The sequence below is a fragment of the Pseudomonas sp. JL23 genome, from assembly GCF_056933585.1.
On the sequence record NZ_CM167795.1, the window covers coordinates 2,188,304 to 2,204,080 of the forward strand.

Below are 15,777 nucleotides of genomic sequence, written 5' to 3' on the forward strand. Positions count from 1 at the left end.
GGCCTGCCAAAAGTCTCACTGGCTCAGGGATTTGCTGGCCCGGCCCATCCATGAGTGGGCTTCTTGTTCGCCTCGCACCGTGCGTCGGCGCGTTAGCGTGCAGGTCGTCTGCGCATCAGCGTCAATAGGCGGTCAGAACAGGCAGAAATCGGCCAGAAGCAGACACGGACGACGACGCTTGCCCCGATACCGACCATAGACACACTGCCAACGGCTTCGTAACATCGAGGCTGGTCTTGTCGCTTTTCCCCCCTCTACCTATGCCGTGTTTCTAGCAGTCGACTCAACTGGCTCTGGGGGTACGCGTGGACAAAGGATGGCACGCAACACAAGTGGCGGAAAACGTCACCCCACATGTGTCGCCTACTTATAGCTGGGCCGCACAATTAGCAGGGAGCAACGTCAATGATGACGCCGTACGCTAAGCATACATTTGGCGAAGAGGTTGATCGAAAGCTGAGAAGCCGGCTCGGTTGGCTAACCGCAGGTGTTGCATCTTCGATTACTTGGCCATCACACGACGTCTGCGTTGAGTACGCCGGAGATGAATACTTTCTACGAGGCTCAGAAAGGGATGGAAAGCCGTCTCCACCCGGGATAACTATTGCCTGCGTAAGAGATAATCCAGATGATGCCATCTCAAAGATATACCGATTCACCTCTGTACTTAGCTGGTATCTCGGCGGGTATGTGGATGTATCTGGGTATGTGTGGGGAACGCATCCATGCCTGTATGGAGATCCTCAAACTGTATATTCATCTTTGGGGATTTTCGGCAAGAAATCATTCAGCTGTAATCACATGCCTATCATAGGGTGTGAAAGTGCACGTAGGGCATTATCCTTTTGGAGAGAAGGGCAGAGACTTCGGGGGGGGCACGCGAGCTACGCTTTCCTTAGTTTCTATAAGGTCGTTGAGTCCCAATTCTCCAATGCCAAGAGAAAAGTTGCCTGGATAAATGAAGCTATCGAGCGCTTGTCGGGTGATGCATCCAAGCGTGTTGCAGAACTGAGAACTGCTGGAAAAGACGTTGGTGTACATCTTTTCCAAAGCGGTCGCTGCGCTGTGGCGCATGCCTCGCTTGATGGTGAAATCGTAGACCCAGATATTCCCAGCGATCGAAAGCGACTCCAGGATGACTTGGTGATAGTAGAAGAACTCTCCCGCATGTATATCCGGGACGAGCTAGGAATTCCTGACTCAAGGTCTCTCTATCGTTCACGTAATAGGCTATTACCATGGAGTACGCTTCTGGCAGAGGATACCTTTAGTCTACTCGCAAAGGGCGGAACGCCTAATGATTGCGGTCAGTTACAGGGGCAGAAAGTATCCGTCGGCTTGTGGCCGGATGGCCCAATCCGCGGCCTTGAGAGCATGACTCTACACGTTGACACTGTTAAGGATGGCGTTGTAAAGATCGTCCTGGTAAACGAGCGCAAGACCATTCTCCTTGTGTTCTTCTTGGACTTCAGGAGCGGGAAGGCACACACCAATCTCGAGGATGGCGGCCTACTCTGGGGAACCGAGGAGCCTGATGAGCAAGATGTATTAGCTTACGCCACTTTTTTTTACAAGGTGCTTGGAAATTGTATCGCCGAACTAACTTGTGGCGAGCTTGAGCCAGTAGATTGTGAAGTTGTAATTCCAGTAAACATTATTCCGCCCAATCCAGATGAGGCCATCAAGCAGACTCTCGAAAATTTCAGGGTGGAGGCAGCCACTAAGGGTGGGACTGCGGCAACAGAATAATCATAGTCGGTGCAACCCAAAAATTCGCTGCTGCGACGGTCTTAGCGGATCGCCGCCGAGCTCAAACGTTAGACCTACCAGGTGATACATGTACAAAAATCCCATTGAGACCATCAATGCGCTTCAGGAGTCTCGACTTCGCGCCGTGACCTTGAAGAAGGATAGGCTCCAGCTAGTGGACGGCCCTGACACCAAGCAAGATGGCCTCTATTGGATCTACACGCGTCACACAAACGACGAGTTGCTTAACTCAGCGCCGAGCACTAAGCGGGCCTCTGTCGACTTCAAATGCATGGCAACGATGCATACCTCACTAACGAATGTCTGCCAACGAGCCGTCGGAGAGTTTCGGTTGGTGTACAACGGCATTGGCGGCCTCGGGCCACGTGGACACGGTGGTCTGCGCGAACGAATACTCGGTGAATTCAGGGGCGGCGAGGGCACTGGTTCACTCGCTATCCGTGGCAGTTCACTGCATGAACTCGATAACTGGAGATACTCCTATGTCTTGTGGAGCGAAGTCCCATTCGTTCATCAACATAGTTATGCAGAGTTTGCCGAGCCGATCGAACGCTTGTGGCGAATTCACTATGGTTGGCCCGTCCTTTGTACAAAATGATCTTCGCCAATCGGCGCCAGAGGTCTACTCCCTGCGTGAAAGGCACGTCCCGCAACTGGGCCGACCTTTCCGTCGCACATCAGGGTCCGCTATGGGGCCAGGCTGTGTGAAAACGTTTGAAGAAGATGCAAAAGAGTTTAAAAGATTTCTAGACGAAAAAATGCCAAATTTCACCGGAAAAGTCTCAAGAAGCGAAGTTTTTATCAGGTGTAAGTAGTGAGGGGGAGTATGATAATGCTCGCTATATCGAGCGAATAAATCAAAAAACCCTTATAAAATTAATCGAACTTCAGGCGAATATGTGAATGAGTAAATTTCGCAACTTAAACATCGACGTTGTTGTTAACGGTGAAACCATAAATATTGACGGCAAACAAAGGACTGAGTTTGTTCAGCTGTACGGACTTGACGAACTCATACCAAATCGTTACTCAGAAATTTTCGTGGTTGATTTGATCGTGAATCTTGAGCTAAGTGGAGTCGATCCAAAGCACATCATTGATGAAGTCAAGCGTCTTGAAACGTTAGGTAGTGATGGCTATACAAAAGAAGCTGCTCAATTTAAACATGCGCCACTACACCCGCTGTGGCATCAGCATTATTTTTCTGCTCACTTTTTAGTGCACAATATTCAAAATGAGATTAAGAAAAGCTTCAACACTATATGGGATGAATCGATGGGAGAAAAAAATTCCGTTATAGAGCGGAAACATCTGGACAAACTTGTGCACAACTTGGTTGAGGGCACAATCGAAACGCGTAGTAATGAAAAACGGATAACGGGTGAATGGTTAGTTTTTTCTAAGGAGACAACAGGGAATATCTATCTGTGTATGGCAACGCACGCAACTGGAGACACCAACATCTATAACAGGCTAGAATATTGCTGTGAACACCAGTTTCCACTATTAGAGCCATTTGCCTCTAATCGTAGAGCGTCATAAGTAACATATACCAAAAATTATTTACTAGTAGATAAAGACGGCCGTTAAACTTGGTTGCTGGAACCAATATCCCGTCATACGGATGCGGCTGTTTTAACCCCGAATGCAATAGCGGCTCAAGCGCGCGAAAGTAAAAAAACGGAATTATTTACCGTTGCCTGGCTGTTACTGGTCGCTCCTATACTTTGTCGAGAAGTAATGAACGGCCAAGAGCCGACGCTCAACTCGCCCGCTACGACCAGAAGCTGAAGGTCGTTTTGGCTTAGATTCAGATTGGGCAAGCCGGTCGCGTTCCTATCGACCCAAAACAGATAACTCTGAGGGGCGGCTCTTGGCCGATTGTGTTGAAAAAGTCGGTTTTCCCAAAACGCTCAAATATTGATGGATGAAAACACCCCCGTCGCACGCTGCTACGTGAAATCCGGGTCCTGAGCCCTCTGCCAAAAATTCAGATTTCAATCTTAGGCGCGCACTTTTTTGGCGTGGAATTCGAAGCCGACTTTTTCAACAGAATCGGCCGTTTGGTGCCTGTCGCCAAGGGCCGCTACGCCAGTCAAGGCTACCAGGTGCGCTGGTCAAGTCCGTTGGGAACGACTGGTCAAATCCAGTGCAAATAAGTGTTCAGGCCCCAGCAATTACGCAGAAACAGTCGATCATGGAGAACAAGTACACGTGCCGGTCCTAATCTGGAATCTGGTGATACACGCAAGCCATTTTTCGTCCGGAATCACAGCCGTGAGGTCAGTTTTCGATCAGCGCCAGTAGTCTTAGATGCCGAAGGATGGGAACAATTCTCCATAAGCCGAGTCAGACAGCCTACGTATTTCAATTTGTATCCGGTTTGTATCCGCATCGACTGACAACATGAAGCTGTCAAAACCGCTACCCAGGGCCAGTTCTGGTAGCACGTCGATGCATCGGTTAAGGAAGACTAATGGCGACTCTCAAGCTGTACCAACCGATCAACATGAGTAATTTGCAGGCGTGGGACGGGGCATTCCCCATTGTGGATTCTGGCCACATTCGCGCTACCGACGGTTTCAGAACCCAGGATTACTTCGGCAGCTTCCAGTTCAGCAACGGCGAAGTCAGCGGCGGTACCCTAACCTCCACAGCCGCCTACCAGAACGGCGGCCTGTACTACGAAGTCACCGGTATAAACGCCGACGCCGCGACTGTGGCCGAATACATCGGCGGCTTCGATTTCAAAAACGCGCTTAATGAAGTCCTGAAGGGCAATGACATCGTCATTGGCTCGGCAGGCAGTGACGTGATCAAAAGCGGTGCAGGCGATGACACGATCAACGGCGGCGGCGGGATCGATACCGTTCAATACAACAGCAAGGCTGGCCTGATCGTCAATCGCACCGTAGATGCCAATGGCAGAGCGTACGCGATCACGGTGGACGGCAAGCACGACGTCCTGTCCAACGTAGAACGCATTGGTTTTAGTGATGGCTCGACTTTAGCGATAGACGTTGAATCGGGCCAAAATGCGGGGTCGGCGTATCGCCTGTATCAGGCCGCATTTGATCGCACGCCAGATAACAAGGGCCTGACGTTCTGGATCACGCAATTGGACAATGGCGCCAGCCTGACTCAGGTCGCTACAGGCTTCGTCAACAGCAGTGAGTTCAAGGCCGCCCATTCAAGCACTGACGCCAGTACCCTCATCAACAGCTACTACCAACACGTTTTGCATCGGGCACCCGACGCAACGGGTTTGGCGTACTGGAGTAACGCCACGGCTAATGGCATGTCGGCCAGCGAAATGCTGGTGTCATTCTCCGAAAGTCAAGAAAACCTCAGTAACTCCGAGGCCGTGCTCAGCACCGGGCTGTGGCTGACCTGATTTGGCAGCATCACCTTTGCTCACGATTTATATACAAACGATAAGGACTCATCACAATGGCACGCATTACCTATAATCAACCTCTCGACAACTTCGACTTGAATAAAGCGGCCCAGGTTGGTGCTACTGGGCAAGTAGTGTCGATGTCAAGCACTCACATTGTCTTCGGTGAGGGTAATTATAAGGCGGACCTGAGTGGCTTCTTTCCATCAGGTAATTCACAGGCGAGCTTTTTTACGGGCATCACGTATTCTCTCAATGACACACCTTACGTCACCATTAGCGGGCTTAACGTAAAAGTCGGCGATGCAGCAAACTCTGGTTCGCTCTTCAGCGGTAACGATCAGTACATAGGCTCCAACGGCAATGACCATTTTTACGCCTGGCCGGGTAACGACACCTACAGCGGTAACGCAGGTATTGATACCGTGCACTACTCAGCGCTCAAAAGCGACTTTGCAGTCTCGTCAGTAGGTACTGTCGCCACCGTTAAAGGCCTGGGCAAAAGCGATACGCTGTTTAACATCGAACGTATCAACTTTCAGGAAGATGGTACGACTCTGGCGCTAGACGTCCAGGCCGGTCAAAACGCAGGCTCGGCCTATCGTCTTTATCAGGCGGCGTTTGATCGTAAAGCCGATAAGGAGGGCTTGAAGCTCTGGACTGAAAAACTGGATCAAGGTGTCAGCATGGCTGAAGTTGCCATGGGATTTGTCAACAGCAACGAGTTCAAGGCTAATAATCCGAATGCTGACTCTGCCTCCTTGATTAACAGCTACTATCAACATGTATTGCATCGCGCCCCTGACGCAACAGGCTTGCAATTCTGGAGCAATCAAATGGCCAACGGCGCGGGGGCCAATGATGTTCTGGTGGCGTTTTCCGAGAGCAACGAGAACGTCAGCAACACCGCAGCTGAGCTGCAAAACGGTGTATGGATGTAACAGACATCACTATTTTAACGCCTCCCGGCGCTCAACTTGGGCCTAAAAAAGTTATCGCGGGTTTGGCCCGCGATAGTCGGCGTCAAATTATGGCCGTCTTGGAGATGGGAACGATGAGAATTTGCCTTGTGGATGCCTCAAGGCTGTTTTCATACGCCACTTACGCTGAGTCATACTGAATCGCCCACCTAACCGTAGAAACTATGGGGGCTGCATTGGTTCGGATAGCGACGGTTTAATACCGCCGCCAACTCCTCATTCCTCAGCCTGCTGCGAAATCTCCAAAGCATCGTCTACCTCAATACCCAGGTAGCGTACCGTGCTTTCCAGCTTGGTATGTCCGAGGAGCAGCTGCGCAGCCCTTAGATTCTTATTTCTTCTGTAGATTAACGTCGCTTTGGTTCGGCGCAGCGTATAAGTACCGTAAAAAACGGGATCGAGACCTATCGAAGCCACTCATGCCTTGAAGATACGTGCGTATTGCCGCTTAGACAGGTGCTCACCACGCGAGCACCTTGAGCCACAAATTAGCGCGCCGTTTCAAGGCCTATGCCGGAAGTGCCGCCGGTGATCAAAACGATTTTGTCATCAAAATTACGGTTCAAGTCAGTCATGGTCATTACCTCGGTCGGGATGTTGGTATGTGCCGTTATCTTTGGCGTGGGCCTACTATCCAAAAAACCGAGATACGCGCCAAACCACAAGAACTAGGGCGGCACTAAAGAAAAACTATTTTGCAGGTCGGGTTGCGCTAGCGCTTTTGATGTCTGGCTATGGCCACCTATCTTAGGCCCGTGCCACTGGAGGCTTGACGTGAGCAAAGAGAAGGTTCCGTTTGTCGGGACCCTGCGTTCGTTTTGAACGCACCCTTGATCGCTGGCTCACATGAACATGAATGAGCACACTGTAGTACCGTCAAAAGCGCCCTTGATCCTGCTCGTCGAAGACGACTGGGTTATCAACGGATTAATTCAGGACATCCTGGAATTTGAAGGGTTTAAGGTGCATGCGGTCGACACTGCGGACGAAGCCTGGCAGTTTTTGCTGGCAGGCTCTTGCCAGGTTGATCTCATTTTCTCCGACATCCATTTCCCGGGTCTGCTGAGCGGTATCGACCTTGCGAACCTGACTCACGGGCGATGGCCTCACCTGCCTATCATCCTTTCTTCGGGAAGTCGGTACCAACAGCCGCTGGCTAGCGGCTGCTCTCCTGTTTTTGTGTCTAAGCCCTGGCATTCCATGGCGATAGGCGCCGTGTGCCGACATGTCTTGGCCAGGAGGCCGATACGGGGGATCGCGAATGAGCATATCCGTCAGTAGCGGATAGTCAGCAAGCGGTGAATGACAAAGGGGGGCGACAGCTGCGTATCTTCTCCCGCATAACTTCTAAGTCACGCGGCTGAATTGTCGACAAGTTGTCTATGGGCGAGCTGTCGCACTATATTTTGAGCAATGCTCTGGACGCTCTGGACAAAGCTGCGGGCGGACGTGGCGAAATTCATTGATCAGTTCACCTGAAGCTGGAAGTGGCTGATTTTGTTGCCTGAGGATCCACGCAAGTAAGCGATATTCAACAGAGCCCCGCCACCCGTAGGGCGTGGGGTTTTCTTGTTGACCAGGACAGGTGGCAAATCACTGCCTGAATCAGACTTTACTAAGGCTCATGGTGTGGGTAGCGTGGGCATCATCTGATCTATTGAAGCCGCAACGTACATAGAAATCGTCTCCTTCCGGGGTATCAGTAGAAAGCCGCACGATTTGAAAGTGGTGAGCAGCATATTCTACAAGCGCCTTTACCAGAGCTTGTCCTATACGTTGTCCTCTAAATGAGGTTGCGATATATACCCTGCGCAGCCTTGCCGTATGGCTTTGAGTGTGCGGATCAACTGAAAGGCCTCCGATACCTATCAGGCAATGATCCAGATACACAGCCATCAGACACTCACCTGGTGCATCGAAGCGATTTTTCCCTGATTTCCATTCTTCGATCAGGCGTGTAAGAAACCTGAAACCTTCAGCGGCTGCCTCTTTTTCCAGTGTCAGAATGAGAGGCGGAAGTTGCGTGATCTGACGAATTTCGACTTGGTTCATTCATCTTCTCTGACTGGCGTGAATCCTTTCATTTGACTCTAGCCTTCGTGGTTAGGTGGGAAAGTAAGCTAGAGGGGGCTATCGACCCGAAACGACCCTGCGCTTTTTTTGCTTTCACGAGCCTGATTGTTCATTTGGCCCAGCCAACGATGCATTTCAACAAAAACAACGATGTGAAAGCGATAAGTATCTTCGAGGTCGCCCAGCCAGCCCGCACAGCAATAACCATCTGCTGTTGCCGTGTAAGGGACTGTAGATAGGAAAATGAATTTGAAGATTTTCCCGAGTCATTAAACTCACGTTCCCTGGTGTAACCCAATAGCATGAACGTGTAGATGATCATTACAACGGCACAGAGTCTCAAACCGTCCCGCGTTGATACCGGCTCACTCTGTGTAAAGAGGTAGAAAACAGCTGTAAATGCCCAAATTAGCACACCTAGCCAAGTCAGGACTTTTCGTGCCCGCGGTGATGCCCTCAAATTCGTCGTAAGGCTGAAAGGGCAGAACAGTCCATCCCTTTTAAAGCGGTCCTCAAGCGATACGGCATAACCTGAGAATAGCGCCAAAAATCCCATAAAAATCAAGAAGAAGATCATCGAGCCTTTCACCACTGCTGTGCTGGATCAAACTATATAGTTTCGACGGGTTGGAGTGTCCAGACGCACCCCTGATTCCTCAGCTCTTGCCTTTAGTGTCGGCCACAGGTCAGGCAATGCGCGAGCTGCTTCTGAGGGCGTAAGGTTTTCCGTCGTCAATATTCCAAGTTGGGATATTTCTCAAACCCCATGATGATGTGCGTATACCACTGCGATAGCACAGCGTCGTCGGTTTGAGTCTGAGTGAGGTGTGAGAGGGGAAGATGAACCTGCCACTGCTATTTCAGAGCCCCGGCATGTGTGTCGGATATTCGGGCCTCTTCGCGGGCAAGCCTCGCTCCCACAGGGGATTGGGATAGAGGTTTGGCATTGTGATCAGGGTGTCAGCAGCGCTGCTTCGTACTCTTCAACGAACTGCGGCAGGGTGTAGCCGAGTACAGCGCAGAGGTCGCGCAATTGGACCAGGTCCAGGCGGCGCAGGCCGGTTTCGACGTCGCTGATGTAGGACTGGGGGCGGCCCAGGGCTTTGGAGCAGTCGGTCTGGGTCATGCCGGTGTTGCTGCGGATGGCCTTGAGCAATTTGATCAGGACCTGGTGTTCGTTTCGGTAGATGGCTTTGGTCATGGGTGCTGCTCGTGGTGGAACAGCGACTTAAGCTATAACTGGTTTTCAGATATCTGATATTCAGATATTGTTGTGCTGTATTTGTTCAAACGGTCAAGGAGGCCAAAGGATGCAGAGTCGTAAAGCACGCATTCAAATGAATCGACACGAAGTGGCGAGTGCCATGTACACCCACATTATGCACACCTGGGAGGACCTCCCCGAAGACAGCAAACGCGCCCTGGGCTTTGACTGTGTCCCCGGCAGTGAAAGCGAGGAGCGGGCGTTGCGGCATATGGCGCGGTTGTTTATCGAGTATGCCGAGCTGTCGTTTGGCCGGGCGTTGATGGCGCGGCGTCGGCGGTTGGGGTTGGATGGGTAGGGCCCCCCACATGGATTGCATTTCAGGTCATGGGCCATTGCGCCACGGTTTTAGCCATAGCGCCAGGCCAACCAGCAGAATCAGGCCGTAGGCGCAGCTCAAGCCCAGTTGCAGCCAGATGTTGTAGATCGGATGCAGCCACACCGCCGCCATCAGCATGACCACCGCGCCGAGTGCCCACTGGCTGCGCCATGGCAGGACCACCAGCAATTCTTGCCGCCGCATCAGCAGCAATCCGGTGACGATAGCCCCGGCCAGTGCGGCAATGGCGATGCCGATCAGCCCGAGGAAGAGCGGCAGCACGGCCAATAGCAACGCATTGCACAGGCTGCCGAGCAGTTCGCAGTTCAGCGGCATGCGGGTATCGCCTGCGGCGTAGGCGTAGCGGGCCAGCAGTGCGTTCCAGGCGCCAAACATCAAGGGCACGGCAAACCAGGCGAGCAGTTCCGGCAATGGGCCGTCGTGGGTCTGGTTGGGCAGGAGCAGGGCGACCAGAGCGCTGGCGGCGCCGATAAGGCCAGCGACGGCGGGGAGGGTGAGGAGGGTGGCGCTGGCCAGGCCTTTGCGCAGCAGGAGCAGGCGTTGGTCGCCGACACTGCCGCTCATCAGGCCGAGCAGGACCTGATTCAGGCTCATCAGGGCGATCAGCGGCAGGTTGATCAGTTTGCGCGCCAGGTTGATCCAGGTGACGGCGCCTTCGCCGAGCAGGGAGGCGACCATGCGTTCGAGCAGGGCCAGGCCCTGGCTGGCGAGGTTGCTGCTGAGCAGCGGGCCGATGCGTTGCAGCAGTTCTTTGCTGGCGCCGGGTTCGCTGTGCCAGTGCCAGGGTGTCCAGCCCAGTCGAAACAGGGTCGGCAGCAGGACGCCGGGCATCAGCAGGCTGCCGAGCACGCAGGCGCTGGCAAGGCCCGTGGGCGTGGCGGCGTGATGGCTGATGGCGAGGTAAAGCACCGGCGGCAGGTTGAACAGCAGGGAGCCGAGCCCGGCCAGAACAAAGCGCGAATGGGCCTGTAACGGCACGCAGAGCAGGCCATGGAGCAGAAAGCCCGGTGCACACCAGGCCAGCCAATGCAGGCTGTTGCCCGCCAGCAGGTAGCCGCTGTCATCCAGGCCGGGGCCGACGGCGCGCACCCATAGCGGTGCGCCGAGGCTCAGCAGCAGGCTGATGCCCAGGCCGCAGAGCAGCAGGCGCGGGGCCAGGGCGCCGAGCCAGCGTTGCTGTTGCCCGGTGTCGCGCTGTTGATAGAGAGGCAGGGCTGCGGCGCTGAGCAGGCCGGCGGCCAAGGCCATGCGCAGGGCTTCGGGCAGGAACATCGAGACGAGAAAAGCGTCGCTCTGTGCCCCCGCACCCCAGGCCGCGACCAATAGCCACTCACGGGCAAAACCGGCCGCCAGGCCGGTGAGGGTAGCCAGGGTCAGCCACAGGGTTGAGCCCAACATGGCGCGGCTCAATGGAACAACGTGAACAGGCCTTTGCCGCCCACTTTGTAGTTGAGGCCACGGGCGCGCTCGCCTTTGATTTCGGCGTTGGGGCCGCTGACGATGGCGTAGGGCGGTATCGGTTTGGACACCACGCTGGCGCCGCCCACCACTGCGCCTTCACCGATATCGGCACCGAAGGACAGCAGCGCGCGGCTACAGATCCAGGCGTAGTCGCGGATGAAGACCGGCCCGCCCACGGCCCAGAACTCCGGCGCTTGCAGGTCGTGACCACCGGCGATGATCAGCACATGTGAGGCGATGGTTACGTGATCGCCAATGACCAGACCACCCCGCGCATCGAGCTGACAATGCCAGCCCACGGTGCTGTCGTTGCCGATGCGCAGGCTGTCGACGCCGAGTATTTCGGTGTTGCGCCATACCGACGAGCCCTTGCCGATTTTCGCGCCCCCCAGGCGCAGCCAGGCCAGGCGCACGTTATGGCTGGGAATCTTGCAGATCAGGATGTTGTAGGCCTGTTCCCAGGTGCGCAGCATGCGGTCGCGCAGGGTCGGCCAGTTGATGCCGTACAGCGGGATCAGCGGGCCGAGGGTTTCGCGGGTCAGCAGTTTGTAGAAGCGTCGGGCCAGGGGATGGTCGATGCGGGTCTCGATGTTCAGGTAGCTGATAAAGGACAGGGTGCGGTTTTTCAGGGGTTGTTCGAAGCACACCTCGTTGTCGAGCATCCATTGGTAGGCGGCTTGCAGTTCGTCCAGGGGCACGGCCATTTTCTGTGCATAGTCGGGCAGCGCCAGGCGCAGGTCGTGGGAGTGCAGCATGCGGTGCTTCATGATTGGATTCCCATATCGGTGCGGGCAGCAGGAGTGGCGTAAGGCCGGACCACGCCGCTGGCCTTGAGGCGTTTGGCTTCGTGCAGGTTGATGCCCAGAAACAGCCAGAACAGCGCGACCAGCACGGTGGTAAAGCTGAAGTAGTGGTCGAAGACGCCGCTCAGCAGCGCCGCCCGCAGCCCGGCCAGGGTGCCGAGCCACAGGGCGTTGTCGTGGCTCAGGCGGATGCGCCCGCGGGCCGGGCGGGTTTCATTCCACCAGCTCCAGATCACGGCGATGTACAGCAGCATGCCGGGGATGCCGATCTTGTAGACGAAGTTCAGCCACAGGTTGGAGATACCGAACAAGGTGGTGCCGGGCACCGGCGGGTCGATCTTGAAGCCGATGCCGAGGGGGAATTGGGCGACGGCTTCGGGGAAGTGTTCGTACTCGAGGAAGCGAATCGCGGTACTGGTGTCGTCCTGGGTGAACAGGCCGAGCAGGCGTTCCTGCAACGGCGGATAGAACATCAGCAACAGCGCACCGGCCACGGCACCGGCCATGAGGATGCGGCCGACATGGGGCACGCGCTTGGCCGCCATCATGATCATCACCACCATCAGGCTGACCAGTGCGCCCCGGGAGCCGGTCAGCAGCAGGCCGATGCTGCCCAGTATCGCCACTGACAAGCCCAGCGAGCGCGCCCAGCCGCTGCGGGTAATGCCGTAGCAGAAGGCCAGGGGCAGGGTCAGGGCCATGGCACCGCCCGCAACGTTGGGGTGCATCCACGGTGAGCCCATGCGTGTCGACAGTGCCGAAAGACTGTCACCGAGTACGCCAATGCCACCGTAGCCGAGGGCGCCAAGGATCGGCGTCATCGCCGTGGCGCTACGGTTGACCAGGTACACCGGGATCGACAGCAGCAACAGCAGCAGCGTGCCGGCCATCATCGAGAAGACCATGCAGTCCAGGGCCCGCGCATTGACGAGCAGGCGCGGCACGAGGAATAGCGCCGACAGGTTGAACAGCCAGCGCACCCAGTTGATCGGGCCGTTGCCCTCGGCAGTGATCATCAGTTGGCCGACGACAAAAGGCAGGGCGGTGTAGAGCATGAGGATGAACAACCAGCGCTCGGTGCGCATCATCGGCGGCACCCGGGGCGGGTCGCCGAACATGTTGTGGGCCAGGTAGGCAGCCCAGGTCAGCATCAGCAGGGCTTCGGATACCGTGGTGCGAAAGCCGATATTCATGGTCGCGTAGGGCAGGAAGCAAGCAATCAGGCCGAACAGCAGCAGGCCGCGCACGGGTTGACGAATGATGGTGATGCCCGCGCCCAGGCCGGCCATGGCCACCAGCACCACGGGGGCCGGCAGGAGCCAGAACATCAGGCTGAAGATCAGGGCCAGAAACAACCCCGTGGGCAACGCAATGGGCATCAGCGCAGTTCCTCGAGCAAGACATTGAAGCGTTGCTTGAACGCATCGATGGCGTAGTTTGCCGCCCAGTCCTGCAGGGGCTGGGGATCTTCCGGGGCGGCGCTCGCCAGTTGGCCCATCAGGCGAATCAGTGCGGCGCTGTCAGTGGGGGAAAAGCGCGGGCTGTGTGGCGGGCTGATCTCGTCGAGGGAGGATCCGCTGGCCACTGCCACCGGGGTGCCGACGCTCAGGGCTTCGATCACCGGCAGGCCGAAACCCTCGCCACGGGACGGATGCCACAGGCGCCCGGCGTGACGGTACACGGCGTGCAACTGCGCATCGCTGAGGTCGGTGAGGGCGTGCAGGCCCGGCAACTGGCGCTGACTCTCGGTCAGGCAGGCATCGCCGCCGACCAGGACCAGGTCCGGAGTAGAGGGAAATTGCATGCGCGCGCTCTGCCAGGCATCGACGAACCAGGAAATGTTTTTGCGCGGTTCACGCGTGCCGACACACAGCCAGTAACCCTCGGGCAGTTGCAGGTCGCTGATATCCGCTGGTTCGCCGACGAAGCCTTCGACCAGCAATGGCAACACCCGCAGCTTTGCGTTGGCCGAAGGAAACAGCCGCCGCACTTCGCTGGCGGTGTACTCGGAAGCGACCCAGACCCGGTCGGCCACGCGCAGGGACCAGGCGATCGACAGGTAGTCAGTGAGCCGGTAGAAGGCCGCCTTGAGTCGCGAGCCGTGGCTGTTTTTCTGGGTCAGCTGGAACACGTCGTGCAGTTGCAGTACGTAGCGCATGCCCGCCGGTTTGCGGCCGATGGGCAGGCCCATATTGAGGTTGGCCATGTAGATCTCGATACCCGCATCCTGTAGCGCAGTGGGCAGGAAGCAGGCCTCGAACCCCAGGCGGTCGGGCAGGCGGTGCACGGCATTGAGCGGCGTAGAGCTGCGTGGGCATTGGATCAGGCGGCGGATCGGGTGATCGAAAGGCGCCACGCCGAACAGTTGCAGCCGCACGTCGGGATGGGCACGCAGGGCGTGTTCCAGGGCGAAGTTCTGCCGGCCGATACCGGTGGTGGCGTAGCCCGCAGCCGGGCGGTAATCAAGTCCGATATGCATAGTTGGCCGTTTCCTTGGCTGGGGAGAGACGGGTATAGATGGCTTCCAGTTGCCGGGCCGACACGGCCCAGTCATGGGTCGCGCGCACGTAGGCACGGCCAGCTTCGCCGACCTGTTCCAGGCGTTCCGGGCGGTTGAGGCTGCTGGCGATGATCCGCGCCAGTTCGGCAGGGTATTCGCTGCCCAGGTAGTGCTCACCGTTGATCACTGCAAGACCCGATGCGCCCTGTTCGGTGGTGACCACCGGCAGCCCGGCGGCCATGGCTTCCAGTACCTTGAGCTTGGAGCCGCCGCCCTGGCGCAGGGGCGCGAAGAAGATCGCGGTCTGGTTTTGCAGTACGCGCAGATCGGGGACGAAGCCCAGCCAGTCGATGCGCGGATCGGTCCAGCGCTCACGCCATTGTTCGGGCATGGCGAAGCCGCCGATGCTGAAGCGCACGTTGGGCGCCAGTTGCCAGACGTGGGGCATGATTTCGTCCAGTGCCCATTCCACGGCATCGACATTGGGGCCGTATTCGTAGTTGCCGATAAACAGCAGGCGCTGGCTGGCGCGGTCCGGGCGCACCTTGGCGTAGTAGTCGCAATCAACGCTATTGACGACAACGGCGGTGGTCTTGGCGCTGAGCCGGGCCAGGCCTCGGGCGTCGTCTTCGCTGACCGCGATCAGCTCACTGGCCTGACGCAGCACGCGGCTTTCCCAGCGCCGGTAGCGCCAGCGGTCATAGCGGGCGAACAGCCCGGCCCAACCCGGCAGCAGGCTGTAGGAGGCGGCGCCGAGGGCCGATTCGATATTGTGCTCGGCCAGCACGAAAGGCTTGTGGGCCTTTTGCAGTGGCCGTTCGAAGGGCTGGAAACCGTAGCTGTGCTGGATCTGGATCACGTCCCAGTCCTCTTCCAGCAGTTGCTCGAACGTGTGCTGCAAGTCCGGGGCGAAGCCGTTGACGCTGGCCAGCATCGGCGGCATGGCGAAGGCCACGGCGAGCAGGGTGCGGGCACTGCGCAGGGGGCGGCGGGGCAAGACGATCAGGCGCTCCAGCCAGGGTTCCAGGGCGGCGCGGGTGGCATCGTCCAGGGCGACTTTGGATTGCACCAGCAGGGTGATCCGATGACCACGGGCGGCGAGGTTGCGCAGCAAATGATATTCCCGGGTCTTGCCGCCGCTGGTGGTGGGCCAGGGCAGATAGGGCAACGTCCAGAGGATGCGCATGGC

14 protein-coding genes and 1 pseudogene are annotated in these 15,777 nt (G+C 56.6%); 6 read left to right on the plus strand and 9 right to left on the minus strand.

Annotation, left to right across the window (positions count from 1 at the left end):
* Positions 1 to 405 precede the first annotated feature (405 nt).
* The 4 genes from mauJ (at position 406) to AC1Z24_RS10320 (ending at position 6,108) form a co-directional block, all read left to right on the plus strand.
* Positions 406 to 1,749: a methylamine utilization protein MauJ gene (mauJ, locus tag AC1Z24_RS10305; RefSeq protein WP_483745551.1), complete on the plus strand. Its 1,344-nt coding sequence runs from the start codon at positions 406 to 408 to the stop codon at positions 1,747 to 1,749.
* A gap of 924 nt (positions 1,750 to 2,673) precedes the next feature.
* Positions 2,674 to 3,312: a hypothetical protein gene (locus tag AC1Z24_RS10310; RefSeq protein WP_483745552.1), complete on the plus strand. Its 639-nt coding sequence runs from the start codon at positions 2,674 to 2,676 to the stop codon at positions 3,310 to 3,312.
* Between the two features lie 934 nt (positions 3,313 to 4,246).
* Positions 4,247 to 5,164, plus strand: a complete 918-nt coding sequence (locus AC1Z24_RS10315) for a DUF4214 domain-containing protein (RefSeq protein ID WP_483745553.1) — start codon at positions 4,247 to 4,249, stop codon at positions 5,162 to 5,164.
* Between the two features lie 56 nt (positions 5,165 to 5,220).
* Entirely contained in the window at positions 5,221 to 6,108 is an 888-nt protein-coding gene (locus tag AC1Z24_RS10320; RefSeq protein ID WP_483745554.1) for a DUF4214 domain-containing protein, read from the plus strand.
* 255 nt (positions 6,109 to 6,363) lie between these two features.
* On the opposite strand, the pseudogene AC1Z24_RS10325 reads toward AC1Z24_RS10320, so the two are convergent.
* Positions 6,364 to 6,609, minus strand: a pseudogene (locus tag AC1Z24_RS10325) (tyrosine-type recombinase/integrase); the annotation flags it as partial.
* A gap of 390 nt (positions 6,610 to 6,999) precedes the next feature.
* Between AC1Z24_RS10325 and AC1Z24_RS10330 the strand changes: the two are divergent.
* Positions 7,000 to 7,428, plus strand: a complete 429-nt coding sequence (locus tag AC1Z24_RS10330; RefSeq protein WP_483745555.1) for a response regulator — start codon at positions 7,000 to 7,002, stop codon at positions 7,426 to 7,428.
* A gap of 324 nt (positions 7,429 to 7,752) precedes the next feature.
* Here AC1Z24_RS10330 and AC1Z24_RS10335 read toward each other — a convergent pair whose 3' ends face one another.
* The 3 genes from AC1Z24_RS10335 to AC1Z24_RS10345 all read right to left on the minus strand — a co-directional run bounded on the left by AC1Z24_RS10335 (position 7,753) and on the right by AC1Z24_RS10345 (position 9,421).
* Positions 7,753 to 8,199, minus strand: coding sequence for a GNAT family N-acetyltransferase (locus tag AC1Z24_RS10335; RefSeq protein WP_483745556.1), 447 nt, complete (start codon positions 8,197 to 8,199; stop codon positions 7,753 to 7,755).
* Between the two features lie 130 nt (positions 8,200 to 8,329).
* The gene (locus tag AC1Z24_RS10340) at positions 8,330 to 8,797 is read right to left on the minus strand and encodes a hypothetical protein (RefSeq protein WP_483745557.1); all 468 of its coding nucleotides are present in this window, start codon (positions 8,795 to 8,797) and stop codon (positions 8,330 to 8,332) included.
* A gap of 375 nt (positions 8,798 to 9,172) precedes the next feature.
* The gene (locus AC1Z24_RS10345) at positions 9,173 to 9,421 is read right to left on the minus strand and encodes a helix-turn-helix domain-containing protein (RefSeq protein ID WP_483745558.1); all 249 of its coding nucleotides are present in this window, start codon (positions 9,419 to 9,421) and stop codon (positions 9,173 to 9,175) included.
* 109 nt (positions 9,422 to 9,530) lie between these two features.
* On the opposite strand from AC1Z24_RS10345, the gene AC1Z24_RS10350 reads away from it, so the two are divergent.
* Positions 9,531 to 9,782 (plus strand): hypothetical protein, encoded by a 252-nt coding sequence (locus AC1Z24_RS10350; RefSeq protein ID WP_483745559.1) that lies wholly within the window; start codon positions 9,531 to 9,533, stop codon positions 9,780 to 9,782.
* 27 nt (positions 9,783 to 9,809) lie between these two features.
* On the opposite strand, the gene AC1Z24_RS10355 is transcribed toward AC1Z24_RS10350, so the two are convergent.
* Genes AC1Z24_RS10355 through AC1Z24_RS10375 form a run of 5 tightly spaced genes read right to left on the minus strand, consistent with a single transcriptional unit; the run spans position 9,810 to position 15,774 of the window.
* Positions 9,810 to 11,222 (minus strand): lipid II flippase MurJ, encoded by a 1,413-nt coding sequence (locus tag AC1Z24_RS10355; protein ID WP_483745560.1) that lies wholly within the window; start codon positions 11,220 to 11,222, stop codon positions 9,810 to 9,812.
* 8 nt (positions 11,223 to 11,230) lie between these two features.
* Entirely contained in the window at positions 11,231 to 12,052 is an 822-nt protein-coding gene (locus AC1Z24_RS10360) for an acyltransferase (protein WP_483745561.1), read from the minus strand.
* The gene (locus AC1Z24_RS10365) at positions 12,049 to 13,467 is read right to left on the minus strand and encodes an O-antigen ligase family protein (protein ID WP_483745562.1); all 1,419 of its coding nucleotides are present in this window, start codon (positions 13,465 to 13,467) and stop codon (positions 12,049 to 12,051) included. The genes AC1Z24_RS10360 and AC1Z24_RS10365 overlap by 4 nt, the downstream gene beginning before the upstream one ends.
* Entirely contained in the window at positions 13,467 to 14,567 is a 1,101-nt protein-coding gene (locus tag AC1Z24_RS10370; protein WP_483745563.1) for a glycosyltransferase family 4 protein, read from the minus strand. The genes AC1Z24_RS10365 and AC1Z24_RS10370 overlap by 1 nt, the downstream gene beginning before the upstream one ends.
* The gene (locus AC1Z24_RS10375) at positions 14,551 to 15,774 is read right to left on the minus strand and encodes a glycosyltransferase family 4 protein (protein WP_483745564.1); all 1,224 of its coding nucleotides are present in this window, start codon (positions 15,772 to 15,774) and stop codon (positions 14,551 to 14,553) included. Before AC1Z24_RS10375 ends, AC1Z24_RS10370 begins: the two co-directional genes overlap by 17 nt.
* Positions 15,775 to 15,777: the final 3 nt, after the last annotated feature.